Raw genomic sequence first — 24867 nt, 5'->3', positions numbered from 1 at the left:
AGTCCCTGGGCGCAGTTGTGAGCGATCGTCGCGGTTCACAGCCGCACCGAAGCGGCCGTAGTCGGCCGACAGCTCACATGTCCAAGCCGAGGTCGAGCACGCGGACCGAGTGGGTGAGGGCGCCGATGGCGAGGTAGTCGACGCCGGTGCTCGCGTAGTCGGCGGCCTGGTCGAGAGAGAGGCCGCCCGAAGACTCGAGCTTCGTGTCGGGGGCGGTCGCGTCGCGGCGCTGGACGGCGGCCTGGGTCTGCCAGAGGGGGAAGTTGTCGAGCAGGACGAGCTCCACGTTCTCGGCCAGGACGGCGTCGAGCTGTTCGAGACTGTCGACCTCGACCTCGCAGGCGATGTCGGGTGCCAGTTCCCGGACCGCGCGTAGTGCGTCGACGACCGAACCCGCCGCCACGACATGGTTGTCCTTGATGAGCGCGGCATCGCCGAGTCCCATGCGGTGGTTGACTCCCCCACCCACGCGCACGGCGTACTTCTGCAGTGCGCGCAGGCCGGGCAGGGTTTTGCGGCTGTCGCGGATCCGGCACCGTGTGCCTTCCACCGCGTCCACCCAGGCTGCGGTGGCGGTGGCGATGCCGGACAGGTGGCAGACCAGGTTGAGCATCGTCCGCTCGGCGGTGAGCAGGCCGCGCGTCGGCGCGACGACGCTCAGCACGCTGGTGCCCGGTTCCACCCGGGTCCCGTCGGCCACCCGGCCGGTGATCTCGTAGCTGCCCGCGCCGAGCACTTCGTCGAGCACGAGCAGACCGACATCGATGCCCGCCACGGTGCCGTGCTGTCGCGAAACCACCGACGCCTTGCTCACGGCGTCGGCGGGCACGGTCGCCATCGTGGTGACATCGGGTCCGTATCGCAGGTCCTCGTCGAGGGCGGTGCGGATCAGGGCCAGCAGTTCGTCCTGGTCCAACGCGGCATCGAGAGTCATTGCTGCACTCCTGTTCTCGGGGCGCGCCTCGCGCCGGGTCGAGCGGGAGGTCGTCGCCTCACCACAGTTCATCGGGTACTACAGGTTTCGCCGCGCCGCCCATGTGAGCGGCCGCCGGCGAGGGGCCATCGACGGGATCGGCCTGCGCGAGACCGTCGACGACCTCCCTGCACTCCGGTTGCCACCGGAACTGCCGACGACGCTCATCGCACGCAAACCACCGCAGTAGCTGCCGGCATAGCCGACACATCGAAACCACCGCGCGGATCGAGGCGCACCATCGTGCTGTGCCGCCGGCCGTCGACCGCACCCGGGTGATCCGAGCGGGTGTGACACCCTCGGCTCTCGGCGCGCGCCGCCGCCGCACGCAACAGCGCCCGAGCGGTGACGGTCAACGCCGCGTCCTCGACGTACCGCAGATGTCGCGCCCACACGGACGCGGATTCGCCCACCTGCTGACCGGGACCGCACCGACCGGCGTCCCCGAAAGCCACACCGGGCTCGCACTGCATCACCCCGCGAGAGTCGGTCAGCCCGGCTGCACCGGGTACCGACACCACGTCGGAAGCGGGCAGCCGCACGTCACCGGCAACGGGATCCGGCACCGTCACAGTCCCGATCGCCGCCTCGATGCGCTCGAGGGCTTGCGCCAGACCGTCCCCGTCGCGGACCACCGAGGCATGTTCGGTCATCGCCTGCTGCACAACCGCCCGCTCGGCGAATTCAGCTGTCCACGAACCGATCTCCGTGATCCGCGCGCGAACCCCCAGGCGTTCGGCGGCGGCCGCGCCCGCACGTTCACCGACGACGAGCCCCTCGAGCAGACTGTTGGACGCCAACCGGTTCGCCCCGTGCAGCCCGGTCCTGGCGACCTCGCCCGCCGCGTACAACCCGGGTACTCCGGTGCGCCCGTACGTATCGGTCGATACTCCGCCGCACTGGTAATGCGCGGCGGGCGCGACCGGAATCAGCTGTTGGGCCGGGTCGATACCCGCGGCCAGGCAGGATGCGGTGATCGTCGGGAACCGCTGGGCGAAACCGGGGAGATGACGCGCGTCGAGGAACACGTGATCGGTACCGAGCGCCCGCATCCGCGCCGCGATCGCCCGCGAAACCACGTCACGCGGTGCGAGGTCACCGCGAGGATGGACCCCGGCGGTCACCGAATCACCGTTGGAATCGACGAGTTTCGCGCCCTCGCCGCGCACAGCCTCACTGATCAGCGGCCGCCGCCCGACCCCACCCGGTGTGAAGAGCACCGTCGGATGGAACTGCACGAATTCGAGATCGGCCACCGCCGCTCCCGCCCACAGCGCCAGCGCCACCCCGTCACCGGTGGCTCCGGGCGGATTGGTGCTCGCGGCGTAGAGCTGCCCGAGCCCACCGGTCGCCAGCAGCACCGAGGGTGTGTGCACCACACCGAAACCGTTGTCCGACACGGCGACAACACCGCACACGCCCTCCGGTCCGGTCACCACACGCAGTGCGGCGGCACCGAAGAGCACCGGCAGCCCGGCGGCATTGAGGGCCCGCTGCACCTCCGCGCCGGTGGCGTCGCCGCCGGCGTGAATGATGCGCCGCGTGCTGTGCCCACCCTCGCGGGTCCGCGAGATCTGCCCGTCACGGCCGAGGTCGAAGACCGCGCCCAGGTCGGTCAGCGCCGCGATCGCCGCCTGACCGCCCTCGACGATCGAGCGCACCGCGTCGATATCGCACAGCCCGGCACCGGCCTCGACCGTGTCGTGTACATGCGAGTCGACCGAATCACCTCGCGGTGCGACGACCGCGATGCCGCCCTGCGCGTACTGGGTCGAGGTGTCGGTGGGGCCGCCCTTGCTGAGGGTGAGCACCCGCAGCCCGCGCAGCGAGGCGGTGCGAGCCGCGGTGAGACCGGCGACGCCGCCGCCGATCACCACCAGGTCGGCCTCGGCCTCCCACGAGACGTTCATGATCGTCTATCCGCTCGATCGCGCGGGGGAGATCACTCCCCACCGCCGGGGTTGCCGATCGCGATCATCCGCTGCACCGACGCGCGACCGGCCTCGGCCATCGCCGGGTCGACGTGCACCTCGTCGGCGTTCTCCACCAGGCAGCGCAGCAGCGCGGCGGGGGTGATCATCTTCATGTACTTGCAGGAGGCGCGGTCGTTCACGGCCTGGAAGTCGATGCCCGGCGCGGCCTTGCGCAGCTGGTGCAGCATGCCGACCTCGGTGGCCACCAGCACCTGGTTCGACGTGGACGCCTTGGCCGCGTCGATCATGCCGCCGGTCGAGAGGATGTGCACCCGCTCGGCCGGGAACGCGCCCTCACCCGCGAGGTAGAGCGCCGAGGTGGCGCAGCCGCACTCCGGGTGCACGAAGAGTTCGGCGTCGGGGTGGGTGCGGGCCTGCTCGGTGAGTTCGTCACCGTTGATGCCCGCGTGCACGTGGCACTCACCGGCCCAGATGTGCATGTTCTCGCGGCCGGTCACCCGCTTGACGTGCGCACCGAGGAACTGGTCGGGCAGGAACAGCACCTCGGTGTCCGGATCGATCGAGGCGACCACGTCGACGGCGTTGGACGACGTGCAGCAGATGTCGGTGAGCGCCTTCACCTCGGCCGTGGTGTTCACGTACGACACCACCATCGCGCCCGGGTGCTCGGCCTTCCAGGCGCGCAGTTCCTCGGCGGAGATGGAGTCGGCCAGCGAGCAGCCCGCCCGCTGATCCGGGATGAGCACGGTCTTGGCCGGGCTGAGAATCTTGGCGGTCTCGGCCATGAAGTGCACGCCGCAGAACACGATGGTGTCCTCCGGCGCCTCGGCCGCGATCCGCGAGAGGGCGAGCGAGTCGCCGACGTGGTCGGCCACGTCCTGGATCTCGGGCAGCTGGTAGTTGTGCGCCAGGATGGTGGCGTTGCGCTCACGCGCCAGCCGCCGCACCTCCTTCGCCCACTCCGGCGTCGCTTCGACACCCGCGTATCCGCCGGGTCCGTCGAAGACCGAACCCATCAGCGTCGGCTGCGTAGTCGTCGTCGCCATGGTGGCTCCCTTCCTCGTGCGAGCGGCATCCGCGCCACGATTCGCACCAAACCAGGTTTTCGACTTAGAATCGAAAACGTGCCCCATAGTAACACCATCCACGAATCGCTCACCGCGGTGTTCCAGGTTCGCCGCTTCGGCTCCGACGTTTCCGCAGGTAGAAACGGTAAGCACCCCGAGCTGGCGGTCTTGCTGTGGGAACGCGCGCTCGATCCGCAGAAGGGAACGTGGTCGCTGCCCGGTGGCAGGCTGCGCGACGACGAGGATCTCGACACCTCGGCCAGGCGCCAGCTCGCCGAGAAGGTCGACGTGCGCGAACTGGCCCACCTCGAGCAGCTGTCGGTGTTCAGCGCCCCCGACCGGGTGCCCGCCCCACGCCGCATCGCCTCGGCCTACCTCGGGCTCGTCCCGTTGACCACGGAACCCGAACTACCCGCCGACACCACCTGGCACCCGGTGTCGGATCTGCCGGACATGTCCTTCGACCACCGCACCGTCGTCGACCACGCCCGCACCCGCCTGGCCGCCAAACTCTCCTACACCAACATCGCCTTCGCCTTGGCTCCCGACACCTTCACCATGTCGACGCTGCGCGAAATCTACTGCGCTGCACTCGGATACGACGTCGACACCACCAACCTCCAGCGCGTCCTCACCCGCCGCAAGGTCATCACCCCCACCGGCGCCACGGCCCCCTCCGGCCGCGCAGGTGGCCGCCCGGCCGCCCTCTACCGCTTCACCGACTCGGGCCTACGCGTCACCGACGAATTCGCCGCCCTCCGCCCACCCACCTGACCTCGACGGACGCCGTCGGCGGCCCGAACTTGTCGGTGGTCGCTGTCACACTGCTCGCATGGACAACAACGCGGCGGATACGAAAAAAGTCACCTCCTACGACGATCCGGATGCCCCTTGGAACAAGGAGTTCTCGGCCGAGGAGATGACCGGCTGGAACGACGGCGTCATCACCGAGTTCCGGGAGAACGGTGGCCAGGTGGGCGGTGACTACGCGGGCGCCACCCTGCTGCTGCTCACGACCACGGGCGCGAAAAGCGGTAAGCCCCATGTGGTTCCGCTCGGCGCGCTGTATCGGGGAGATGTGCTGTACGTGTCGTCGTTCATCGAGGACCGGTACCCGGCCTGGTACCACAACGCCAAGGCGAACCCGAGTGTGACGATCGAGCTCGGCGGGGAGAAGTTCCCGGCGAAGGCCGACGTGCTCACCGGCGAGCGATACGACGAGTTCGCCGCCTGGGCGCTCACCGAGAACCCCCTGCTCGCCGACTACCAGTCCAAGGTGGACAAGCCACTGCCGCTGGTGGTGCTGACCCGCGAATCCGCGTAGCCGTCAGGATTCGTAGCGCCGATCACGGTGCTTGGTGGAGCGTCGATAGGTGCGGCCACTCGGCACCGCGGTCGCCGCGGACGAACTGCGCAACGCGTGGCGCTTGCGCCAGGCTGCCAGATCGGGCCGCTCGGCGGGCGCCTGCTTGTCTTCGGTCTTCATGTCCAGGTCCTCCCCCGAAATTCGTCGTTCCCAGGGTAGGCAGTGGATCCGACGGATTCCACCGATTTTCCGGCCCGCACGGATGAGGGTCAGGCCGTTTTCATCTGGGGCGCGGGCGGCGGAACCTCGCTGCGGGTGGCGACGCGGCCGACCGCCCAGAAGAGCAGCTCCACGAACCAGAACACCACGAGTGCGGTGGTCACCACCACGACCGGGACGGCGAGGAACAGCACCGAGGGCGCCGCGATCAGGAACCAGCCGAGAACATCGCCCGCCGTCGCCCCACGCAGGCGCGAACCGAATCGCACTGCGGCCCACATCATCCAGCGGCGCGGAACCGAAACACCGGCTTCCCGAAGGCTGCGCCGGAACAGTCCGTCGGCGTCCGCCGGCCCGACTTCGCCTGTGCGGCACAGATAGTCGTGCAGGATCGCCGCGCGGGTGTAGGCGCCGTAGCGGGGAATGAGCCAAACGAGCGCACGGGGCACCGAGGCGAAGTCGGTGCGGAATCCCGCGGGCACGGTGAAGGTTTCGACCGCTCCTCGATAGGTGAGCGGCTGGGTGAGCCGCCAGAATTTCGCATCGATCCCCTCGACGACGGGACCAGAACCGATGAATGCCACGACTGCTCCTCTCGAGCCGCGCGCAGTCTCTCTACCTGCCGATATGCCGATGGTAGCGCGGTGGGGAGGCTCAGCCGCGAGGTTGCGAACTCGGGTCGAAATCGCCGCTGGGCCGATACTGTTCGGCTCCGTAGGGCAGGCGATAGTCCTCGTCGTCGTCGAAATCGGCGGGTCGCAGATCGCCAAGCAGCCCCGCCGCTCCCGACCCGAGGTCGGCGGCGGGATGCAGGGCGGCGAGGAACAGCAGCACGAGCGCGGCGAGGAACGGTTGCACGAGCAGCGCCATGTCCGTACCGATTTCGGCGGGCAGGGCGATGATCTGACCGACGGGCGGGTCATCGGGACGCGGATACCGCAGGCCCGCAACCCATTCCCCCATCCACATCATGATCGCCGCACCGAGCGCCGAGGCGAACAGCAGTCCGAGCACGAGCGCGGGCCCACGCACGATCCGTACCCGCCAGGCGGCGATCGTGGTGAGCACCGCCACCGCCGCACCGATACACAGGAACATGCCGACGGCGTCGAACAGATGCATGCTCTCTCCGGTGAGCACCGCGGCCCGGCCGGGCTGGGTCACCCGCAACCGTTCGGTCGGCGCGAGCAGACCCCACACCACACCGGCGGCGGCACTCACCGCGAGAACCGCGACGATCACGGCACCGACGCCGATCACCTCGCGGCGCAGCACCTGCGGCCGTGGCTCGCTCACCGCGTCCACTACCGGCGTTCCAGCTGGGCCGATTCGGTGACGCCGTGCCGCGAGCACTTGGCCCACCAGCCGTCGGGGCTGATCTGCACCACCATCCGGCGCCCGCACTGCTCACAGAACCGTGGCGGTTCCAGCCCGAGCGCGGCGGCCGCGGGCATCGCGTCGTCGAGCCCTGGCACGATCCGCTTGCCCGTGAACGGGTTGTAGCGTTCGTCCATGGCGGTCACCTCCTCGGTCGCCGTGTCGGCCCTGGTCGATTCCCGATCGTACACAGCGATTTACAGCGTTTCGTTGAGCGCCTTGATCGGCATCTTCAGTTCGCCGAGCAGGTCGAGGTCGGATTCGGCGGGGCGGCCGAGGGTGGTCAGGTAGTTGCCGACGATCACCGCGTTGATGCCGCCGAGCATGCCCTGCTTGGCGCCGAGGTCGCCGAGGGTGATCTCGCGACCGCCCGCGAACCGCAGGATGGTGCGCGGCAGCGCGAGCCGGAACGCGGCGATGGCGCGCAGCGCGTCGGCGGCGGGCAGCACCTCGAGGTCGCCGAAGGGGGTGCCGGGGCGGGGGTTGAGGAAGTTCAGCGGCACCTCGTCGGGTTCGAGGGAGGCGAGCTGGGCGGCGAATTCGGCGCGCTGCTCGATGCTCTCGCCCATGCCGAGGATGCCACCGCAGCACACCTCCATGCCTGCTTCGCGCACCATGCGCAGGGTGTCCCAGCGCTCCTCGTAGGTGTGGGTGGTGACGACCTTCGGGAAGTGCGACTTGGCGGTCTCGAGGTTGTGGTTGTAGCGGTGCACGCCCATGGCGGCGAGCTGGTCGACCTGCTCCTGGTTGAGCATGCCGAGCGAGCAGGCCACCTGGATGTCGACCTCGTTGCGGATCGCCTCCACACCGGCGGCGACCTGTGCCATCAGCCGCTCGTCGGGGCCTCGCACGGCGGCGACGATGCAGAACTCGGTGGCGCCGGTCTTGGCGGTCTGCTTGGCGGCCTCGACGAGGCTGGGGATGTCGAGCCAGGCGGCGCGCACGGGCGACTGGAACAGGCCCGACTGCGAGCAGAAGTGGCAGTCCTCGGGGCAGCCGCCGGTCTTGAGGCTGATGATGCCCTCGACCTCGACCTCGGGCCCACACCACTTCATGCGGACCTCGTGGGCCAGCTCGAGCAGCGCTTCGAGCTGGTCGTCGCCCAGGCGCAGCACCTCGACGGTCTGTTCCTCGGTGAGGCCGACGCCGCGCTCGAGCACCTGCTCACGGGCGATGGCGAGAATGTCGGTACGGACGGGTGCCTGCGTCACGACGTGATGTCCCTTCGTCGGGGGCGTGCACGCGCCGCTGGTGATGGTGGTGGCCGTGCAACTTGAACGGTGTTCAGGATAGGGTAGCGGGAAGTAGTGAGTCACGACACTCGGGTCGCGAATCGGCGGAAGGACACCTGTGCAGCTGCGGAAGACGGACGTGGTCGATGCCGCGGTGACGATTCTGGATCAGTACGGGCTGGCCGATCTGACGATGCGCAGGTTGGCCGGGTCGCTGCAGGTGCAGCCGGGAGCGCTGTACTGGCACGTCAAGGACAAGCAGTCGCTGCTCGGTGCGGTGGCCGACCGGATCCTCGCACCCATGGACGAGCCGATCGCCGCCACCGAGTGGCCCGAGCAGCTCACCGAGCTCGCGCATCGGTTGCGCGACTGCCTGCTCGCCTACCGTGACGGTGCCGAACTGGTCTCGGCGACCTACGCGTCGCGGTTGACCACGAGCAAGGCGCGAGAACGACTGGCGGGCATCGTGATCCGGGCAGGCATGACGAGGGAGGAAGCCGAACTCACGGCCTACACCCTGCTCTACTACGTACTCGGCCAGACCGTCGACGAACAGTCGCGCATGCAGATGGACTCGGTCGGCGCCCTGCCCGCCGACAACACTCCCCTGTTCGAGACACCGGACGCCACCGCACGATTCGACTTCGGCCTGCAGTTGTTCATCGCCGGGGTGCGCACCATCCTCGGTTCCCGGGTTCGCTGATTCCTCAGCGGCGGTCGCGGACCGCCTGCTGATAGCGGAACAGGAACGGCAGCACCTGCGACTCGAGCGCGGCGTTGTATTCGCGCGGACGCTGGATCGGGTTCGCGTGACCGGTTCCGTTCGCCCGCACCACGAGCAAGTTGCCGCCGGGCCCGCCCGCGTGCTCGGTGAGCACCCGATGCGAGGACTCGACGTCGACTACGTCGTCGCGAGCGGCGTCGCGGGGGCGGATGAACACGATGGCCGGACGTTCACGGTCAGGGTTGGGGCGAGCCAGCGCCCGCAGATCGGCGGCGCCACCGCCCGCGACGATGGCCAGGAACTGCGATTCGATCAGGCCGTTGCTCGCCGCGTTCTCGGAGAAGATCTTGTCGCGCAACACTTCTTCGGCCACCTCGCGCAGTTCACCGAAGTCGATTCCGGGCAGCGGGGCACCGGGCACGGTGAAACGTTCGCGCCTGGCGGCCGTTTCGACGGTGAAGCGCAGCAGCCTGCTCTCCCGCGCACCCGGCAGCCAGCCGGTCCAGCGCAGCAGTTCCGCTCCACGACTGCGGCTTTCGGGGCGAACAGCGTGGAGGTCGATCGGGGTGCAGTCGAGAACCACCCCGACCAATCGCCGGTCGCTGCCCAGATGGATGTGGCGGGCCACCTCGAGCGCGACCACCCCGCCCATGCTGTGCCCCACGAGCACGATATTGCGCACGGCGCCGTAGCGGGCGGCGCGCACGATCATGTCGGCGATGACCTTGGTATCGATACCGGCGTCGTCGTACCGCACCGCCCACACCACACCGAGCTGGTTCAGCACGGGCAGGGCCGACGCGGTCGGGACGGCGTTCACCCCACCGAGACCGACCAGATCGACCACCGCGGTGTCCCAATCCCGGGAGTCGGCGGGCAACGACACCGGCAGCAGGTCGGGTGCGGTCTGTTCGAGCCGGGCCCGCTCGGGCATCACGTCGTACTTCCAGTACTGGGCGAACGCGATGAGCCCGACGAGGACCACCCCGACCGTTCGCATCGCCATCAGCCGGGCGCGCCCCCAGCGCCGGGTACCTATCCGGGTTTCACGCAGCCGTGCCCGCCGTCGCGCGTCGTCGTAGTCCGCGACGGTGGACGGATGCCGCTCGAACGTCGACATATCTCCACTGTAGGGGCGCCCGCCGCAGCCCCGGCCCGACGATCGTCAGCCGCCGAAACCGTCGTACCGCTGCGCGTAACCCGTCGGTGGCTCCCCGAAAACGGTGCGGAAATCCCGGCTGAGGTGGGCTTGGTCGGCGTATCCGAGGTCGGCGGCCAGCCCCGCCCAGTCGACCTCGTCCCCGGACTCGAGGCGCTCGGTGATCTCCCGCAGCCGATAGCGCCGAATCACCCATTTCGGACCGATTCCGACGTACTCCGCGAACAGCCGCTGCAGCCCGCGCACCGTGGTCCCGAACCGATCCGCCACCTCGTCGACCCTGGTCACGGTGGGGTCGGCGGCGATCCCGGCCACCACGCGTGCCGCGAGTTCGGCGCGGGAATCAGGCGCGGGCAGCCGGGCTTCGAGGAAGCGGCAGGCCGCTGCGGGATCCGTGAGACTTGTCACGCTGGGTCCGAAAACTGTTGTGGCGTCGATCGTCCGGTCGCGCAACGACGCGACGGATGCGCCGAGGAACGGCCGGAACATCCCCGGCCGGAAGGCGACCCCGAACACGCAGCCGATGCCGGCGAGCTCTCGATACACGTGCGAGGACGACGGGCCGTGCAGTTCGGCGCGTCCGTCCCGACAGGTGAGGTGGACATTGGGCAGCGGTACGACCACCTGGCGGTAGGGCAGGTCGTAATTCCAGGCGACTGCCCAGAACCGTTCCACGTATCCCGCCAGCTCGGCGGGCGGCTCGGTGAACGTGTGGCGTTGCGAGGTCCGCCACGCACCGCCGAGTTCCCGTGGGTCGCGTTGCACGCCGGGAGTGTATGTCGCGTTTGTTCAAGACACGGGTGGGCGGCCGGTGGTTGGCTCGCCGTATGTCCGAGAACGAACGTGTGGCCCGCGCTGCGGTGCCGTTGACGAAGATCATCCGTACTGTCACACCGGATCAGCTGACCGCGCCGACACCGTGTACCGAGTTCGATGTGCGTGCTCTGCTCAATCACCTGTTGTTCTGGGGGCCGTCGCTGATCGGAGCGGGCCGTAAGGAAAGTGTTTCGCCGCCTGCCGCTGCCGAATCCGACGTCGACCTGGTCACCGGAGAATGGGCGGCCGCCCTCGAAACACAGCTCGACGAACTCGCCACCATCTGGCGTGACCCCGCGGCGTGGGAGGGCGTCACCCACATGGGTGGCCCGACGGAACTGCCCGCCGCGATGATCGGCGGGATGGTCGTCGGCGAGCTGATCGTGCACGGCTGGGACCTGTCCCGAGCGCTCGGCACGCCGGTGTCGTGGGACGACGATCTCCTCGCGGACGTCTACGCCGAAACCGCCGCCACCGCCGAGCAAGGACGCGGCATGGGAATCTACGGGCCCGAAGTGCCGGTCTCCCCCGATGCCCCGCTGATCGACCGCGTCCTCGGTGTCACCGGTCGCGATCCCGGGTGGCAGCCACCGGCTCGATAGCCGACAGCCTCGAGCCGCAGGGTTTCCCGGTCAGCCACCGGTACGCGAAATCGGCCCGGGAAACCACCGGTACATCGCGACCGACCCGAGCCCGAGGGTGACCGCGAGTAGCCCACCGGCGGCGGACAGTCCAGCGAAGGCGCCGACCACCCCGACCGCGACCGGCCCCGCGAACATCCCGGCGTCGTGTGTCAGCCGCCAAGCGCCGAGGAATTCGGCGCGCCGGTCCGGCGGGGCGGCGAACGCCCCGACGGTCATGATGAGACCGTTGCTCAGTCCGTTCGCCAGGCCCAGCAGCATGGTGGCCGCGCCCATGGTGAGCACCGAATAGGTGAAAGGCAGTGCCGCGTAACCGGCGGCGAAGCAGATTCCGCAGGCGAGGCCGGTGACGCGGCTGCCCGCTCGGTCCAGCCACACCCCGGCCGGGTAGGACATGAGTACGTCGATCGCGCCCGCCAGCCCGAACAGCAGACTCGTCGTCGCGGCATCGATACCGAGATGCACCGCCCACAGCGGCAGCAGCGCCGATCGCGACGCGCGCGCCGCCCCGACCGCGACCGCCGCGAGGCCGAGAGTGCCGAGTGCCCTGCGGTTTTCGGAGACCACCGTGTGCAGCGGCCGCAACGACGGCTCGTCCGGCGCACCCGACCCGATCGTCAGCATCGCCGCGGCCGCCACCACGGTGGTCACCAACTGCAACCACAGTGCCCCGATCGGCCCGAACCCGTGCACCAGTGCCGCACCGAGGAACGGCCCGCAGAAGAAGCCCAACCGGTGCGCACCGGCCAACGTCGACATGGCCCGCCCACGCTGTTCCGGTGCGACCACCGAAACCAGATAGGTCTGTCGCGCCAGCCCCCACACCGCGCCCGCCGCGCCGATGAGCAGCAGACCCACCGCAAGCACACCGAGATTCGGTGCGAGGATCGCCGCGAGCACACCGATCAGACCGAGCCCGCTGCCGAAACCGATCGCGGCCCGCTCCCCGATCCGCGCGACGATCCGTCCGGCGGGCAGATCCGTGAGAACCATGCCGAGCCCGCTCAACGCGACGATCAACCCGGCCGCGCCCGCCGAGGCACCGAGATCGAGCGCCCGCAGCGCGTACATCGGCGCCGCGGCACCGGTCCCGACTCCGTACAACACCATCGGCGCGAAGACCGGCAGGACAAGCGTGCGCAGCCGAACGGGAGAATCGTCGAGCATCACCACCCGGCAACCGAACCACTGCTACGAGCCGGACAACAACTTTCGTCGCTCATCCGACACTCACCGGTTCGGGTGCGAATCGGCTCGCGGGGCGGGCAAGACCGAAGTGGTCGCGCAACGTCGTTCCCGAGTACTCGGTGCGGAACAGGCCGCGCTCCTGCAGGATCGGCACCACCGTCGAGGTGAACACCTCGAGTCCGCCGGGGTACCAAGGCGGCATCACATTGAATCCGTCGGCCGCGCCGTGGGTGAACCATTCCTCGATGGTGTCGGCGATCTGCTCGGGGGTTCCGGCGATCACCCGGTGCCCACGCGCACCGGCCAGCCGGTGCAGCAGGCCGCGCAGCGTCGGTCGTTCGCGCTCGACGATTCCGGCCACCACCTGCAGCCTGCTGCGGGCGTTGTCGGTGACATCGCCCGCCCCGGCGAAGACCTCCACCGGCACCACCTCGTCGAGCGGGTACCCGCGCAGCGACGTCCCGGTGATCGATTCCAGTTGCTTCAACCCGTATTCCGGCACGGTGAGCTCGTTGAACTCACGCTCCAGCCGCCGCGCGGCGGACTCGGTGTCGGCGATGAACGGGCTGATGCCCGGCAGGATCCGCACCTCCTCGGCGTCGCGCCCGTACTCGGCGGCCTTGGCCTTGATGTCGGCGTAGAAGGCCTGGGCATCCGAAAGGCGCTGGTGCGCCGTGAAAATCGCCTCGGCGTACCGGCCGGCGAATGCGCGGCCCTCGTTGGAGGCACCGGCCTGCACCAGCACGGGCCGCCCCTGTGGTGTCCGTGCCGAGTTGAAAGGTCCACGCACACGCAGGTATTCACCGACGAAATCGATCGGATGGATCTTGTCCGCGTCGGCGTAGATGCCCGCCGCCCGGTCGAGCACGATCGCGTCGTCCTCCCAGCTGTCCCACAGCGCGACCACCGCGTCGACGAATTCACGTGCCCTGGCATACCGCTCCCGATGGTCGGGATGCCGGTCTAGACCGAAATTGGCTGCCGCCACGTCGGTTCCGGTGGTGACGATGTTCCAGCCCGCGCGACCACCCGAGATGTGGTCGAGCGAGGAGAACAGCCGCGCGAGGTTGTACGGCTCGTAGTACGTGGTCGACGCCGTCGCGATGAGCCCCAGATGCGTGGTGGCGGACGCGATCGCGGTGAGCAGCGTGATCGGTTCGAGCCCCGGCGCGGCATTGTGGCGCACATCGGTGCGCAGGGCGGGTCCGTCGGCGAAGAACACCGCGTCCAGCTTCGCCGCCTCCGCGGTGCGCCCGATCTCCTGGTAGTAGGTCACGTCGTAGATGCGGTCCGGTCGGCTGTCGGGATGCCGCCACGCGGCCTCGTGATGACCGGACGGGTAGATGAAGGCGTTCAGACTCAATTGCCGTGGTGCGTTCACGATGCCTGCTTCACTGTCTCGAGGTCGGTGGTGTCCACGCCGAGCCCGGCCAGCAGCACCTCGCGCAACCGGATGAATTCGGGGTGGGCGTGCCTGCGCGGTCGGGCGATGTCGATGCGCTGATCGATGGCGATGCGACCCTCGTCGAGGACCAGTACCCGGTCGGCCAGCAGCAGTGCCTCGTCCACGTCATGGGTCACCAGCAACACAGCGGGCTGGTGTCGTGCGCACAGCGCCTGCAGCAGCGTGTGCATGCGGATCCTGGTGAGGGCGTCGAGCGCGCCGAACGGTTCGTCGGCCAGCAACAGTTCGGGCTCACGCACCAGCGATCGGGCCAGCGCCACCCGCTGCTGTTCACCGCCGGAAAGTTCACGGGGCCAAGCTTTCTCACGTCCACCGAGGCCCACCTCGGCCAGCGCGGACCGCCCACGCTCGGCGGCGTCGCGGCCGGTGAGTCCGAGCACCACGTTGTCGAGCACCCGCGCCCAGGGCAGCAGCCGCGAATCCTGGAACACCACCGCGCGCCGTCCGGGAACGGTGAGCTCTCCGGAGCCCGGTACCTGCCCGTCGAGTTCGGCCAGGGCGCGCAACAGTGTGCTCTTACCCGACCCGCTGCGCCCCAGCAACGCCACGAATTCTCCGCGACGGATCGCAATATCTATACCCCGCAATATGACGCGCTGCCCGAAGCCGCGAGTGAGGCCCCTGGTCCGCACCACCGCGCGGTCGTCGTGCTCGATCAGTCGCCCAACGTCTGTCGCCATGCCAGCACCTTCCGTTCTGTTGTCCGCACGGCGAGGTCGCCGAAGAGTCCGAGAAGTCCGTAGATCACCAGGCCGACGACGATCACGTCGATCTGCCCATAGGTGCGCGCCTGGGTCATCAGGTATCCGATGCCGCTGGTCGCGTTCACCTGTTCGACGACAACCAGCGCCAGCCACGAAATGGTGACCGCGAGCCGCAGCCCGAGGAAGAAGCCGGGCAGCGACCCGGGCAGTGCGACGCGGCGCAGGAATCCCCACCGCGACAGCCCGACCGTCTCGGCCAGCTCCACATAGCGCGCGTCCACACCGCGCAGGTACGCGTGGGTATTGAGGTAGATCGGGATCAGCACGCTGGTCGTGATGACGATCAGCTTCATCTCCTCGCCGATCCCGAACCACACGATGAACAGCGGGATCAGCGCCAACGTCGGAATGGCGCGCTTGATCTGTACGGGGCCGTCGACCAGCGCCTCCCCGATTCGGCTCAACCCGGCGATCAGTGCCAGCACCACCCCGATCACCACACCGAGCACCAGCCCGATCGCCGCGCGTTGCAGCGAGGTGAGCAGATTGGACTGCAGTCGCCCGTCCGCGATCAGCTCCCCCGCCGTCCGCGCGACCGTCCACGGCGCGGGCAGGGTCTCGGGATCCAGTGCACCAGTGGCCGATCCGGCGACCCAGGCGCCGACGAGCAGCGCCGGACCGAGCGCGAAACCGAACGGGATGGGCTTGCCGGGGCCGAGCCTTCGCTTCCCGCGTCCGCGCGGAGCCAATTCGGGTTCGCCGGTCCGGTGTGCGCGCACGCGCCGCAGCACACCGGCTTCGAGGGTCGCCATCAGCTCACCGCCGGGGCGAAGGCTGCGCCGCTGGCGGTGACGGCTTCGGTGACCGCCGCGTCGAACCGCAGGTCGAAACCGTCTGCGGCGGTGATCTTCTTCGGCAATTCACCGGCGGCGTCGATCGCGTCGATCGTGCTCTGCTGACGCGCGACCAGCTGCTGGTCCAGGTGCGGGAATGTATAGGTGCCGAGCGATTCCACGATCCGCCGCGCGTCGTCTGGGCTCACCTTCTGGTTGCGCACGTAATAGGCGTCGGCCCATTCCGCGCTGTGGGTGTTGGTCCAGTGCCAGGCCCGCACGAACGCGCCGACCAGGGCCCGGGTCGCGGCCGCTTTCGCCGGATCCTGCACCACGGCGCGCCGCGCGTACACATAGGCGAGCCCGCTGTAGATGCCGCTCGTCTCCGAATCCGGAATCAGCGACGTGCCGGGAGTGCGCAGCAACCTGGTCACATTCGGTTCGATCAGCGGCGCCACATCGACCTGCCCGGTGCGCACCGCGTCGAGGAACTCCGCGAGCTGCAACCGGATCAGTTGCACGTCACCGGTTTTCAGACCCGCCTTGCTCAGCGCTTTCAACACCGCCGCCTGCTGGGCGGTGCCCTCGGCGTAGGCGATATTGCGCCCCTTCAGGTCCGTGAGCTTCGTGATCGACAAACCCGGAGCGACAGCGAGTTTCAGCGCCTGCGGGTTGGTCTGGTAGGAGCCGACGATCGGTACGTCCTGCCCCGCCGCGAGTGCGTGGATCGGCGGTACGTCACCGACCTGGCCCACATCGGCCGCGCCGGCCCGGAAGGCCTCCAGGATCGCGGGCCCGCCGACGAAGTTCGCGAACTCGATCTTGAACGGCAGCTTGTCCAGCTCGCCCGAGAGCCGAAGCGCGTTCTGCAACCGCTCCTGCTGGTCGGCGACCACGAGGGTGGTGCCCGGCGGAACCTCGGTGGGCAGCGGCGCGTCGGGGGTGCCGAGCGGCTTGTCGTCACCGCCCGCGCATCCGGTCAGGCCGAGAGTCGCGGCGGTGGCCACCGCGAGGAACGCGGCGGTGACGCGGCCACGCAGGCCGTGCGCAGAGGTGTTCGGTCGGTACATACCCGGATTCAAGCAACCGGACAAACCGGCGAACACCCTTTGCCTTACCGTGAGCCGAACCCGGCGCTGTGCCGGCACCCGGTGCCGCGCTACAGTCGGTGGGTCATCCCCGGTGGGTGCGGGAATCCGGTGCAATTCCGGGACGGTCGCGCCACTGTGATCGCCTCACGGCGAAAGTCAGACCTCCCTCGCCGGGCACCCTCTGAAAGGGCCGCGCCTTGCCTCTGGAGAACCCGCGATGATCCGTGCACGGATCTCGCTCGCACTACCCGTGCTCGCGGTGCTGCTGCTGGTCGCCATGATCGCCGCCACCGGCTTCGGCGCGGAGACCGTTCCCGTGCGCGCGGTACTCGACACCCTCGGCGCCCGGCTCACCGGAACCACCCCCACCGACCCCGGTATCGACACCATCGTCTGGCAGCTGCGCGTCCCGCGCACCATCCTCGCCGCCGTGGTCGGTGCCGGTCTCGCGGTGGCGGGCGCCGCGATGCAGACCCTGGTTCGCAACCCGCTCGCCGACCCCTACCTGCTCGGCGTCTCCTCCGGCGCGGCCGTCGGCGCGGCGGCCGTCATCACCTCCGGCCTGTTCGCGGGTGCCGGCATGTGGGCGCTGTCCGGCGGCGCGCTGGCCGGCGCTTTCGGTGCGGCGACCCTCGTCTTCCTCATCGCCCTGGCGCAGGGCGGGCTCACCCCGTTGCGGCTGGTGCTCACCGGTACCGTGCTCGGCTCGGCCTTCGCCGCCTGCAGCAGCTACCTGGTGTTCCGCAGCACCGATCCCGCCGCCGCCGAATCGGTGCTGTTCTGGTTGCTCGGCAGCCTCGCGGGCGCCGATTGGCCGACCCTGGCCCTCCCACTGACCGTCGTCGCGCTCTGTGCCACGATCCTGGTCGCGATCGCGGGCTGGCTCGACGCCCTCACCCTCGGCGCCGACACCGCCTCCTCGCTCGGGGTTCCGGTGACCGGCCTGCGGATCGGGCTGTTCGTGCTGCTCGCCGTGCTCGTCGGTGTGCTGGTCGCGGTGTCGGGTGGGATCGGTTTCGTCGGCTTGGTCGTGCCGCATGCCGCGCGCATGATCGTCGGCCCACGGCATCGCGATCTGTTGCCCGCCTGCGCGCTGTGCGGGGCGCTGTTCCTCGTCGTCGCCGATGCCGCCACCCGGGTGCTGGTGCGCCCCACCGAGATTCCGGTCGGTGTCCTCACCGGCCTCATCGGCGCCCCCACGTTCCTTCTGCTGATGGGCAGACGCCGCTACCGATTCGGCACCTCATGAGTTCCCACGAACCGGCCCCCGAGCCGCCGCCTCTCGAACACGGCAGACTCCATGCGCGCGAGCTCGCCTGCGCCATCGGCCGGCGCACTGTTCTCGCGGAGGTGGACTTCACGATCGAGCCGGGTGAGACCGTCGGCTTCGTCGGCCCCAACGGCAGCGGCAAAACCACGCTGCTGCGCACCTTGTCCGGTGTGCACCGACCCCGTTCCGGCCGGGTACTCGTCGACGACCAGGTCCTGCACGATCTGCGGCCCCGCCGCCGCGCCGCGACCGTCGCGCTGGTCGCCCAGGACGAGATACCACCCGACGACATGCTGGTCGGTGAGGTCGTGGCGCTGGGGCTCACCCCATACCTGCCGCCGTGGGGTCTGGAGGCACCACGCGAACAACAGCGGGTGACACAGGCTTTGGCGTCGGTCGACCTGCACGGCTTCGCCGGACGACCGGTGCGCCGGCTCTCCGGTGGCGAACGTCAACGGGTCCTGCTGGCCCGTGCACTCGTCCAGAACACCCCCGTCCTGCTGCTCGACGAGCCGACCAACCATCTCGATGTCACCCATCAGCTCGAATTGCTCACCCTGGTCCGCGGTCTGCGCCGCACGGTGGTGGCCGCTCTGCACGACCTTTCGCTGGCGGACCGCTATTGCGATCGGATCATCGTGCTACACAAGGGTTCTGCGTACCCACCCGCGCCACCAGCCGACGCGCTCTCCCCCGCCGTCGTCGCCGAGGTGTTCGGTGTCGACGCCAACCGCGTCCGGCATCCGGTCACCGGCGAGGACCACCTGTTGATCACCCCGCGAGAGGCACGACGATGAACACGAACCTCGGCCGTATCCTGGCCACCACCGCACTCGCCGCCGTACTCGCGGCGTGCGCCGGAACGTCCGCCGAATCCGCGACCGCCGTGACGGTGCGCAATTGCGGTGTGGAGACCCGTTTTCCGGCACCCGCGCAGCGCATGTTCGTCAACGACGGCAATCTCATCTCCATGGTGCTGGCACTGGGTGCCCAGGATCAGGTGGCGGCGGTCTCCAGCGTCAAACGTGACGCGGCCACACTGCGCACCCACTACGGTGCCGAGGTCGTCGACGGCCTCAACGATGTCGCCCCCGAATACCCTTCGCGCGAAACGGTTCTCGCCCAACGCCCCGACGTGATGCTCGCCGGTTGGAGCTACGGCTACGACGAGGCGAGCAACCTCACCCCCGCCTCCTTGCGCAAGGACGGCATCGCCGCCTACGTACTCACCGAGAGTTGTCGCCAGGCCGACGGGGGCGCCGCACGCGGCACCGTCGAGCCGTGGACGGCGTTGCGTACCGACCTCACCGATCTCGGTGTCATCACCGGCCGCACCGCCCGCGCGAGCGAAGTCACCGCCGATCTCGACACCAGGCTGGCGGCCCTGGCGGCCGCTCCGAAACCGGCGAAGGCTCCCACCGTCTTCCTCTTCGACAGCGGCACCGACACCATCTACTCGAGCGGGAAATTCGGTGCGCCTCAGGCGATCCTGGAGGCGGCGGGCGCCCGCAACATCCTCCACGACGTCGCCGACACCTGGACCAAGGTCTCCTGGGAGCGCCTGGCCGCCGCCGACCCCGACGCCATCATGTTCGTCGACTACCCCGGCCAGACCTACGCGCAGAAGGTCGACCTGCTGCGCGGCAAGCCCGGCATCGACAACCTGCGTGCGGTGCGGCAGAGTCGCTTCTTCAACCTGCCCTACGCCCTGTGGACGAGCGGACCGCTCAACATCGACGCCGCCGAGCAGATCCGCAAGCAATTGGAGGCCTGGAACCTGGTGCCCGCCTCGACCGTGGTCCCACGCGCCGACGACGCGGTTCGCTGACCGGTCAGCGCGGGGTGAGCAGGACCAGCGGGATCTCGCGGGTGGTCTTGGTCTGGTAGTCGCCGTATCCCTTGTACGTCGCGACGACCTGCGGCCACAGGTCTGCCCGTTCGGCTTCCGTCGCCACGCGGGCGATCATCGGCGTGCGCGGACCGCTCTGTACGGCCACCTCGACCTCGGGGTTGTCGCGCAGGTTGAGGAACCAGGCGGGATGGGTGGGATCGCCGCCGCGCGAGGCGACGACGACGATCCGGTCTTCCTCCAGAATAGGAGCCGTGAGCATCACCGAACGCGGCTGACCCGACTTGCGGCCGATCGTGGTGAGTTCGAGCGACGGCATCCCCATCACGGTCTTGCCGATCCGCCCACCGGTGACGGTGAGCAGGGCACGGTGAACACCGTTCATGATCTTCAGCTGCAGGTCACTTGGCATATCGGCAAATCTACTCGGTGCTCGCACGCAGGTCAGGCGTTTGCGCGCGGGCCAGGGTCTGCAACGGATCGGTGAGCAGCTCGGCGAAGGCCAGTTCGGCGGCGCCGACGAGCGGGGCGTCGTCGGCGAGCGCGGAGGTGCGCAACCGGACCCGCTCGCGGACCGCCAGCAGCCCGTCGACCGCCAACCGGCTGCGCACCTGCGCTGCGGCGGCCAGGTAGATCTCGCGCAGGACCCCACCGAACACCACCATGGTCGGGTTGAACACGTTGACGAGGTTGGCCACCCCGTACCCGAGCCAGTCCCCCACCTGGTGCAATGCGTCGCGGGCATCGGCGTCACCGCGCGCCGCCGCGTCGACGATCGCCGCGACCGCCGCCCGGCCGGTCAGATCGCTGCGACCGGCCGCCGCGATCAGGGCGAGCTCACCGGCCTCGGCTTCCAGACAGCCCCGCGAGCCGCATCGGCAAGCCCGGCCGCCGGGATTCACGATCATGTGCCCGACCTCGCCGCCGTACCCGCCTTCGCCACCGAGCAGTTCTCCACCCATGATGACACCGCCGCCGATCCCGACCTCACCGTGCAGGTAGATCAGGTCGCGCACTCCCGTCCCCACACCGCGTTCACGTTCGGCGATCGCGCCGAGGTTGGCGTTGTTGCCCACTGCCACAGGCACACCGAGCCTTTCGGACAGCAACGCCCCGACCGGCACATCGACCCACCCGATATTGGGCCCGTACCGCACCACCCCGTCGCGCTCGCGCACCATCCCGCAGAACGCGAGCCCCACACCGACGCACACCGCACCCTTATGCGCCGCGTCCATCATCGATTCCGTCATCCTCGCCAGTTCGGCGATCACCTCATCCGGATCGAACGTGCCTGTGTCACGAGGTATTTCACACCGATCGAGAATCGCGCCACCCAAACCGACCCGCGCCACCGCGAGCCGATCGGCACCCACATCCAGTGCGAGGACATAGACCCGGTCGGATTCGGGGCGTACCACCAGCGACGGGCGCCCCGCTTTCCCTGTCTGTCCCGGCAACTCCTCCCGCACCAACCCCGCGGCGGCGAGGTCGGTGGTCAGGGCGAGGATCGTGCTGCGGTTCAAGCCCATTCGCTCGGCGAGCTCCGCCCGCGACAACGGCCCGCTCACGTGGACGTGGCGCAGCAGCACCGCGAGATTCCGGCGGCGGATCTCGTCCGGGGAGGGTGCTGCTTTCATCCGGCCCTCCCTTCCCCGTCGTCGGTCAACTTCCTGGCAGCGAACGCTTGCGCGACAGCGCGTCCACCCCCGCCGCGAGCAGCAGAACAAATCCTGTCACAACGAATTTCGTGCCCGCGCTGTAGCCCATCAGGCCCATCCCGTTGTTGATGACCGCCACCACGGCGGCACCGAGCACCGCGTCGAGCATGCGGCCGCGACCACCGAACAGGCTGGTGCCACCGATCACCGCCGCACCGACCGCCGTCAGCAGCACATCGGATCCACCGGTGTTGGGATCGACCGAGTTGGCTCTCGACGCGGCGATCAAACCGCCGACCGCGGCCATCGTCGAGCAGAGCACGAAGGCACTGATCTTGATCCGGTCGACCGGAATGCCCGCGCGCCGAGCCGCTTCCACGTTGCCGCCCACCGCGTAGATGTGCCGCCCGAACGAGGTGCGGTTGAGCACGAAGGTCCACAGCAGCAGCAACGCCACGATGATCGGTACCACGATCGGCATGCCCTGCAACGAGTTGACCTCGGGATTGCGGCTGCGTTCGTCATTGAGGATCGCCACCGCGACACCGGCGACCACCGCCACCGCCGCGATCCGCAGCGTCACCACCGCCGCACTCTCGCCGGTGAGCCCGAGCTGAGTACGCGCCCGCAGCTTCCGGTACTGCACGAACCCGAACCCGGCAAGCAGCACCGCGTACATCGCCCAGCCGAGCAGCGGCGGCACGTTCTTGTTCGCGATGGCGAGGATCGTCTCGTCGTGGATGGAGATATTGCGCCCGTTGTCCATGATCTTGAGCGCCACACCCTGCAGCGCCAGGAACGCCGCGAGGGTCACCACGAACGAGGGCACCCCGATCTTCACCACGATCGCCCCGATAGCCAGCCCGATCACCACACCGGTGAGCAGCGCGACGAGCACCGCCGAATACCACGGCCAGCCCTTGTCGGTGAGCAGCACCGCGAGCACCGCCGCGCACACACCACTGGTGAACCCGGCCGACAGGTCGATCTCGCCGAGCAACAGCACGAAGATCAACCCCATGGCGATCACCGCGATCGCCGCGCCCTGGGTGAACAGATTCGCGATATTGCCCTGCGTCATGAACACCGGCCGCGCGATCCAGAAAACCACCGACAGCACCACGAGCGCGATCACCGACGGCAACGCGCCCATGTTCCCACTGCGCAGCCGCCCGACGTAAGAGCTCACCAGTTCGCTGGCCGGAGCCGTCGCGGCCGCGCTCTTCTCCGTCACCGTCGTGCTCATGCCTTCACCCCGAGACTGCCGCTACGACCGGAGGTGATCAGCTCGACCACCTGTGAATGAGTGACATCGGTCGTCCGGACCTGCGCGGCCATCCGACCCAGATACAACGCCGCGATCCGGTCGGAGACCGCGAACACGTCGTTCATGTTGTGCGAGATCAGCACCACCGCAAGACCTTTGTCCGCCAGGCGGCGCACCAGTTCCAGTACCTGCTGGGTCTGGGCGACGCCGAGTGCGGCGGTCGGTTCGTCCAGGATCACCACCTTGCTGTTCCACAGCACCGCTTTGGCGATGGCGACCGTCTGACGCTGACCACCCGACAGGCTCGCCACCTTCTGCCGCACCGACTTGACGGTCCGCACCGACAGCCCGGCCAGGGTTCGCCCGGCCAGTTCCTCCATGCCGTATTCGTCGAGCACGATGCCGTGCTTGCGTTCGCGGCCGAGAAACATGTTCTGCACGATGTCGAGGTTGTCGCAGAGCGCAAGGTCCTGATACACGATCTCGATGCCGAGTTCGGCGGCGTCGCGCGGGTTGCCGATCTGCACCGGTTCGCCCTCGAACAGGATCTCGCCCGCATCGATCGGATGGGTGCCGCCGATGCATTTGACCAGGGTCGATTTGCCGGCGCCGTTGTCGCCGACCAGCGCGGTCACTTCGCCTGGATAGACCGAGAAATCAACCGTGTGCAAGACATGGACGGGGCCGAAACTCTTGTCGATACCCCGTAATTCGATGACCGGGGTATCCATCAGCGCACGCCGTTGTCGGCACAGAGCTTGGCGAACTCACCCGCGCAAAGCTCGGTCTTGTCGACGAATCCGTCGGCGACCACATCATTGACATTGTTCTTGAAGATCGCCTTCGGCTCCAGCAGCACCGCGGGCACCTTCGTCTTGGACTCGGGATCATCGACGGTGCTGTTCGCCTCACCCTTCTCCCCTTTGGCCAGCGCGATCGCAAGCTTCGCGCCCGCGGCGGCCTCGAGCTTGATCGCCTTGTAGACGGTCATGCACTGGTCGCCGGCGAGCACGTTCTGCAGTCCCTGCACGGTCGCGTCCTGGCCGGTCACCGGCACCTGACCGTTCAGCTTCTGCTTCTTCAGCACCGCGATGGCCGCGTTGGCCAGCCCGTCGTTCGCCGCCACGACACCGCCGAGGTTCGGCGTGCCGGTGAGCATCTGCTCGAAGATGGTGCCCGCCTTGGTGTTGTCCCACTCCGGCACGGCCTGGTCCGGCCCCTTCACCAGCTCGCCCGCGGCGAACTTCGGCGCCAGGGCACCGTCGTAGCCGTTCTTGAACAAGGTGGCGTTGTTGTCGGTCGGACCGCCGTTGAGATACGCGACGACCGGCTTCACAGCCTGCTTGTCGGTCAGACACTTGGCCAGGCCATTGCCCATCAGCTCGCCGACCTTCACGTTGTCGAACGAGACGTAATAGGGCGCACCGCCGCCCAGCGTGAGCCGGTCGTAGTCGATGACGGTGACACCTTGGGCCTTGGCCTTCTGGATCACGGCCTTGCCGGTGCCGCTGTCGAGGTTGGTGATCATCAGGACCGAGGCGCCGTTGGTGATCATCTGGTCGGCGATGGTCTGGAAGGCGTTCTTGTCGCCCTGCGCGTTCTGGATGTCGGCCTTGATCCCGGCCTCGTCGAACGCCTGCTGCAGATACTTGCGATCCGCCGTCTCCCACCGCGCCGAGGTCTTGCTGTCGGGCAGAATCACGCCGATCTTGGCGCCGCTGCCGGAGCTGGAGCTGCTGTCGTCACCACCGCAGGCGGTGACCGAGGTGAAAAGTGCGATCGAGACGGCCGCGATGCCGAAGATCCCCTGACGCATGAGGGTGGGCCTTTCGTGGAACCACCGCCCGCTGGGCGGACGAGCTGGAGCGAATGTTGTGCTCGACAACTTATTCGAGGCCGCCCGATTGCACAGCGGATTGAGCAAAGGATTTGTTGTCTGCGATAACAATCAAGCAACGAGCGCGGTAGACGCCCAGCTCAGAGGGTGGTTCCTGGGCCAGAAACGACGAAAGCCCCCTGACCGTAGTCAGAGGGCTTTCGTGAATGATTGTCCGGCGGTGTCCTACTCTCCCACACCCTGTCGAGTGCAGT

At 68.6% G+C, this 24867-nt stretch carries 27 protein-coding genes and 1 riboswitch; of the genes, 7 read left to right on the top strand and 20 right to left on the bottom strand.

The window, feature by feature from the left end:
• Window positions 1–73: 73 nt before the first annotated feature.
• The 3 genes from nadC to nadA form a co-directional block, all read right to left on the bottom strand.
• The gene (nadC, locus tag AB0F86_RS26185) at window positions 74–934 is read right to left on the bottom strand and encodes a carboxylating nicotinate-nucleotide diphosphorylase (RefSeq protein WP_356987250.1); all 861 of its coding nucleotides are present in this window, start codon (window positions 932–934) and stop codon (window positions 74–76) included.
• Window positions 935–1137: 203 nt separating this feature from the next.
• A complete protein-coding gene (locus tag AB0F86_RS26180) occupies window positions 1138–2883 on the bottom strand; it encodes an L-aspartate oxidase (protein WP_356987249.1) in 1746 nt (581 codons plus the stop codon).
• A gap of 32 nt (window positions 2884–2915) precedes the next feature.
• Window positions 2916–3953: a quinolinate synthase NadA gene (nadA, locus tag AB0F86_RS26175; protein WP_067498729.1), complete on the bottom strand. Its 1038-nt coding sequence runs from the start codon at window positions 3951–3953 to the stop codon at window positions 2916–2918.
• Window positions 3954–4031: 78 nt separating this feature from the next.
• On the opposite strand from nadA, the gene AB0F86_RS26170 reads away from it, so the two are divergent.
• On the top strand, window positions 4032–4748 hold the full coding sequence (locus tag AB0F86_RS26170; protein ID WP_181701233.1) for an NUDIX domain-containing protein: 717 nt from the start codon (window positions 4032–4034) through the stop codon (window positions 4746–4748).
• 58 nt (window positions 4749–4806) lie between these two features.
• Entirely contained in the window at window positions 4807–5298 is a 492-nt protein-coding gene (locus AB0F86_RS26165) for a nitroreductase/quinone reductase family protein (protein ID WP_225282472.1), read from the top strand.
• A 3-nt stretch (window positions 5299–5301) separates the two neighbouring features.
• Here the strand turns inward: AB0F86_RS26165 and AB0F86_RS26160 are convergent, their stop codons facing one another.
• The 5 genes from AB0F86_RS26160 to bioB all read right to left on the bottom strand — a co-directional run bounded on the left by AB0F86_RS26160 (window position 5302) and on the right by bioB (window position 8087).
• On the bottom strand, window positions 5302–5460 hold the full coding sequence (locus AB0F86_RS26160; protein ID WP_356987247.1) for a hypothetical protein: 159 nt from the start codon (window positions 5458–5460) through the stop codon (window positions 5302–5304).
• 89 nt (window positions 5461–5549) lie between these two features.
• Window positions 5550–6083: a DUF1353 domain-containing protein gene (locus AB0F86_RS26155; protein ID WP_356987245.1), complete on the bottom strand. Its 534-nt coding sequence runs from the start codon at window positions 6081–6083 to the stop codon at window positions 5550–5552.
• 70 nt (window positions 6084–6153) lie between these two features.
• The gene (locus AB0F86_RS26150; protein ID WP_225282470.1) at window positions 6154–6795 is read right to left on the bottom strand and encodes a DUF2567 domain-containing protein; all 642 of its coding nucleotides are present in this window, start codon (window positions 6793–6795) and stop codon (window positions 6154–6156) included.
• Window positions 6796–6803: 8 nt separating this feature from the next.
• Window positions 6804–7013 (bottom strand): hypothetical protein, encoded by a 210-nt coding sequence (locus AB0F86_RS26145; protein ID WP_067498764.1) that lies wholly within the window; start codon window positions 7011–7013, stop codon window positions 6804–6806.
• Between the two features lie 60 nt (window positions 7014–7073).
• A complete protein-coding gene (bioB, locus tag AB0F86_RS26140) occupies window positions 7074–8087 on the bottom strand; it encodes a biotin synthase BioB (protein WP_181701242.1) in 1014 nt (337 codons plus the stop codon).
• Window positions 8088–8226: 139 nt separating this feature from the next.
• On the opposite strand from bioB, the gene AB0F86_RS26135 reads away from it, so the two are divergent.
• Window positions 8227–8811: a TetR/AcrR family transcriptional regulator C-terminal domain-containing protein gene (locus AB0F86_RS26135; protein WP_067498719.1), complete on the top strand. Its 585-nt coding sequence runs from the start codon at window positions 8227–8229 to the stop codon at window positions 8809–8811.
• Between the two features lie 4 nt (window positions 8812–8815).
• On the opposite strand, the gene AB0F86_RS26130 is transcribed toward AB0F86_RS26135, so the two are convergent.
• Window positions 8816–9952: an alpha/beta hydrolase gene (locus tag AB0F86_RS26130; RefSeq protein ID WP_181701244.1), complete on the bottom strand. Its 1137-nt coding sequence runs from the start codon at window positions 9950–9952 to the stop codon at window positions 8816–8818.
• Between the two features lie 45 nt (window positions 9953–9997).
• On the bottom strand, window positions 9998–10756 hold the full coding sequence (locus tag AB0F86_RS26125; RefSeq protein WP_356987243.1) for a helix-turn-helix domain-containing protein: 759 nt from the start codon (window positions 10754–10756) through the stop codon (window positions 9998–10000).
• Between the two features lie 62 nt (window positions 10757–10818).
• On the opposite strand from AB0F86_RS26125, the gene AB0F86_RS26120 reads away from it, so the two are divergent.
• Window positions 10819–11409, top strand: a complete 591-nt coding sequence (locus AB0F86_RS26120; protein WP_356987241.1) for a TIGR03086 family metal-binding protein — start codon at window positions 10819–10821, stop codon at window positions 11407–11409.
• Between the two features lie 30 nt (window positions 11410–11439).
• On the opposite strand, the gene AB0F86_RS26115 is transcribed toward AB0F86_RS26120, so the two are convergent.
• The 5 genes from AB0F86_RS26115 to AB0F86_RS26095 are packed head-to-tail and all read right to left on the bottom strand — an operon-like array spanning window position 11440 to window position 16708.
• Complete coding sequence (locus AB0F86_RS26115; RefSeq protein ID WP_356987303.1) at window positions 11440–12615, bottom strand: MFS transporter; 1176 nt, start codon at window positions 12613–12615, stop codon at window positions 11440–11442.
• A 52-nt stretch (window positions 12616–12667) separates the two neighbouring features.
• Window positions 12668–14020, bottom strand: coding sequence for an LLM class flavin-dependent oxidoreductase (locus AB0F86_RS26110; RefSeq protein ID WP_356987301.1), 1353 nt, complete (start codon window positions 14018–14020; stop codon window positions 12668–12670).
• Entirely contained in the window at window positions 14014–14781 is a 768-nt protein-coding gene (locus tag AB0F86_RS26105) for an ABC transporter ATP-binding protein (RefSeq protein ID WP_356987240.1), read from the bottom strand. The genes AB0F86_RS26110 and AB0F86_RS26105 overlap by 7 nt, the downstream gene beginning before the upstream one ends.
• Window positions 14757–15617, bottom strand: a complete 861-nt coding sequence (locus AB0F86_RS26100; RefSeq protein WP_225282465.1) for an ABC transporter permease — start codon at window positions 15615–15617, stop codon at window positions 14757–14759. Before AB0F86_RS26100 ends, AB0F86_RS26105 begins: the two co-directional genes overlap by 25 nt.
• Complete coding sequence (locus AB0F86_RS26095) at window positions 15617–16708, bottom strand: ABC transporter substrate-binding protein (RefSeq protein WP_356987239.1); 1092 nt, start codon at window positions 16706–16708, stop codon at window positions 15617–15619. The genes AB0F86_RS26100 and AB0F86_RS26095 overlap by 1 nt, the downstream gene beginning before the upstream one ends.
• A 62-nt stretch (window positions 16709–16770) precedes the next feature.
• A riboswitch (cobalamin riboswitch) is annotated at window positions 16771–16919 on the top strand.
• A 27-nt stretch (window positions 16920–16946) separates the two neighbouring features.
• Here AB0F86_RS26095 and AB0F86_RS26090 point away from each other — a divergent pair.
• Genes AB0F86_RS26090 through AB0F86_RS26080 form a run of 3 tightly spaced genes read left to right on the top strand, consistent with a single transcriptional unit; the run spans window position 16947 to window position 19827 of the window.
• Window positions 16947–17978, top strand: coding sequence for an iron ABC transporter permease (locus tag AB0F86_RS26090; protein WP_356987238.1), 1032 nt, complete (start codon window positions 16947–16949; stop codon window positions 17976–17978).
• Window positions 17975–18796, top strand: a complete 822-nt coding sequence (locus AB0F86_RS26085; RefSeq protein ID WP_356987236.1) for an ABC transporter ATP-binding protein — start codon at window positions 17975–17977, stop codon at window positions 18794–18796. The genes AB0F86_RS26090 and AB0F86_RS26085 overlap by 4 nt, the downstream gene beginning before the upstream one ends.
• Window positions 18793–19827 (top strand): ABC transporter substrate-binding protein, encoded by a 1035-nt coding sequence (locus AB0F86_RS26080; RefSeq protein ID WP_356987234.1) that lies wholly within the window; start codon window positions 18793–18795, stop codon window positions 19825–19827. The genes AB0F86_RS26085 and AB0F86_RS26080 overlap by 4 nt, the downstream gene beginning before the upstream one ends.
• Window positions 19828–19831: 4 nt before the next feature.
• On the opposite strand, the gene AB0F86_RS26075 is transcribed toward AB0F86_RS26080, so the two are convergent.
• Genes AB0F86_RS26075 through AB0F86_RS26055 form a run of 5 tightly spaced genes read right to left on the bottom strand, consistent with a single transcriptional unit; the run spans window position 19832 to window position 24592 of the window.
• The gene (locus tag AB0F86_RS26075) at window positions 19832–20260 is read right to left on the bottom strand and encodes a nitroreductase family deazaflavin-dependent oxidoreductase (RefSeq protein ID WP_181701262.1); all 429 of its coding nucleotides are present in this window, start codon (window positions 20258–20260) and stop codon (window positions 19832–19834) included.
• Window positions 20261–20270: 10 nt separating this feature from the next.
• Window positions 20271–21488 (bottom strand): ROK family protein, encoded by a 1218-nt coding sequence (locus AB0F86_RS26070; RefSeq protein WP_356987233.1) that lies wholly within the window; start codon window positions 21486–21488, stop codon window positions 20271–20273.
• Between the two features lie 25 nt (window positions 21489–21513).
• Entirely contained in the window at window positions 21514–22755 is a 1242-nt protein-coding gene (locus AB0F86_RS26065; RefSeq protein WP_181701266.1) for an ABC transporter permease, read from the bottom strand.
• The gene (locus tag AB0F86_RS26060) at window positions 22752–23507 is read right to left on the bottom strand and encodes an ATP-binding cassette domain-containing protein (RefSeq protein ID WP_067498705.1); all 756 of its coding nucleotides are present in this window, start codon (window positions 23505–23507) and stop codon (window positions 22752–22754) included. The genes AB0F86_RS26065 and AB0F86_RS26060 overlap by 4 nt, the downstream gene beginning before the upstream one ends.
• On the bottom strand, window positions 23507–24592 hold the full coding sequence (locus AB0F86_RS26055) for a substrate-binding domain-containing protein (protein ID WP_356987230.1): 1086 nt from the start codon (window positions 24590–24592) through the stop codon (window positions 23507–23509). The genes AB0F86_RS26060 and AB0F86_RS26055 overlap by 1 nt, the downstream gene beginning before the upstream one ends.
• Between the last annotated feature and the right edge of the window lie 275 nt (window positions 24593–24867).

The sequence above is a fragment of the Nocardia sp. NPDC023733 genome, assembly GCF_040639775.1.
Lineage (GTDB): Bacteria > Actinomycetota > Actinomycetes > Mycobacteriales > Mycobacteriaceae > Nocardia > Nocardia rosealba.
The sequence above is the reverse complement of the archived record's forward strand: the minus strand, read 5'-3'. Positions and strand labels throughout refer to the sequence as shown.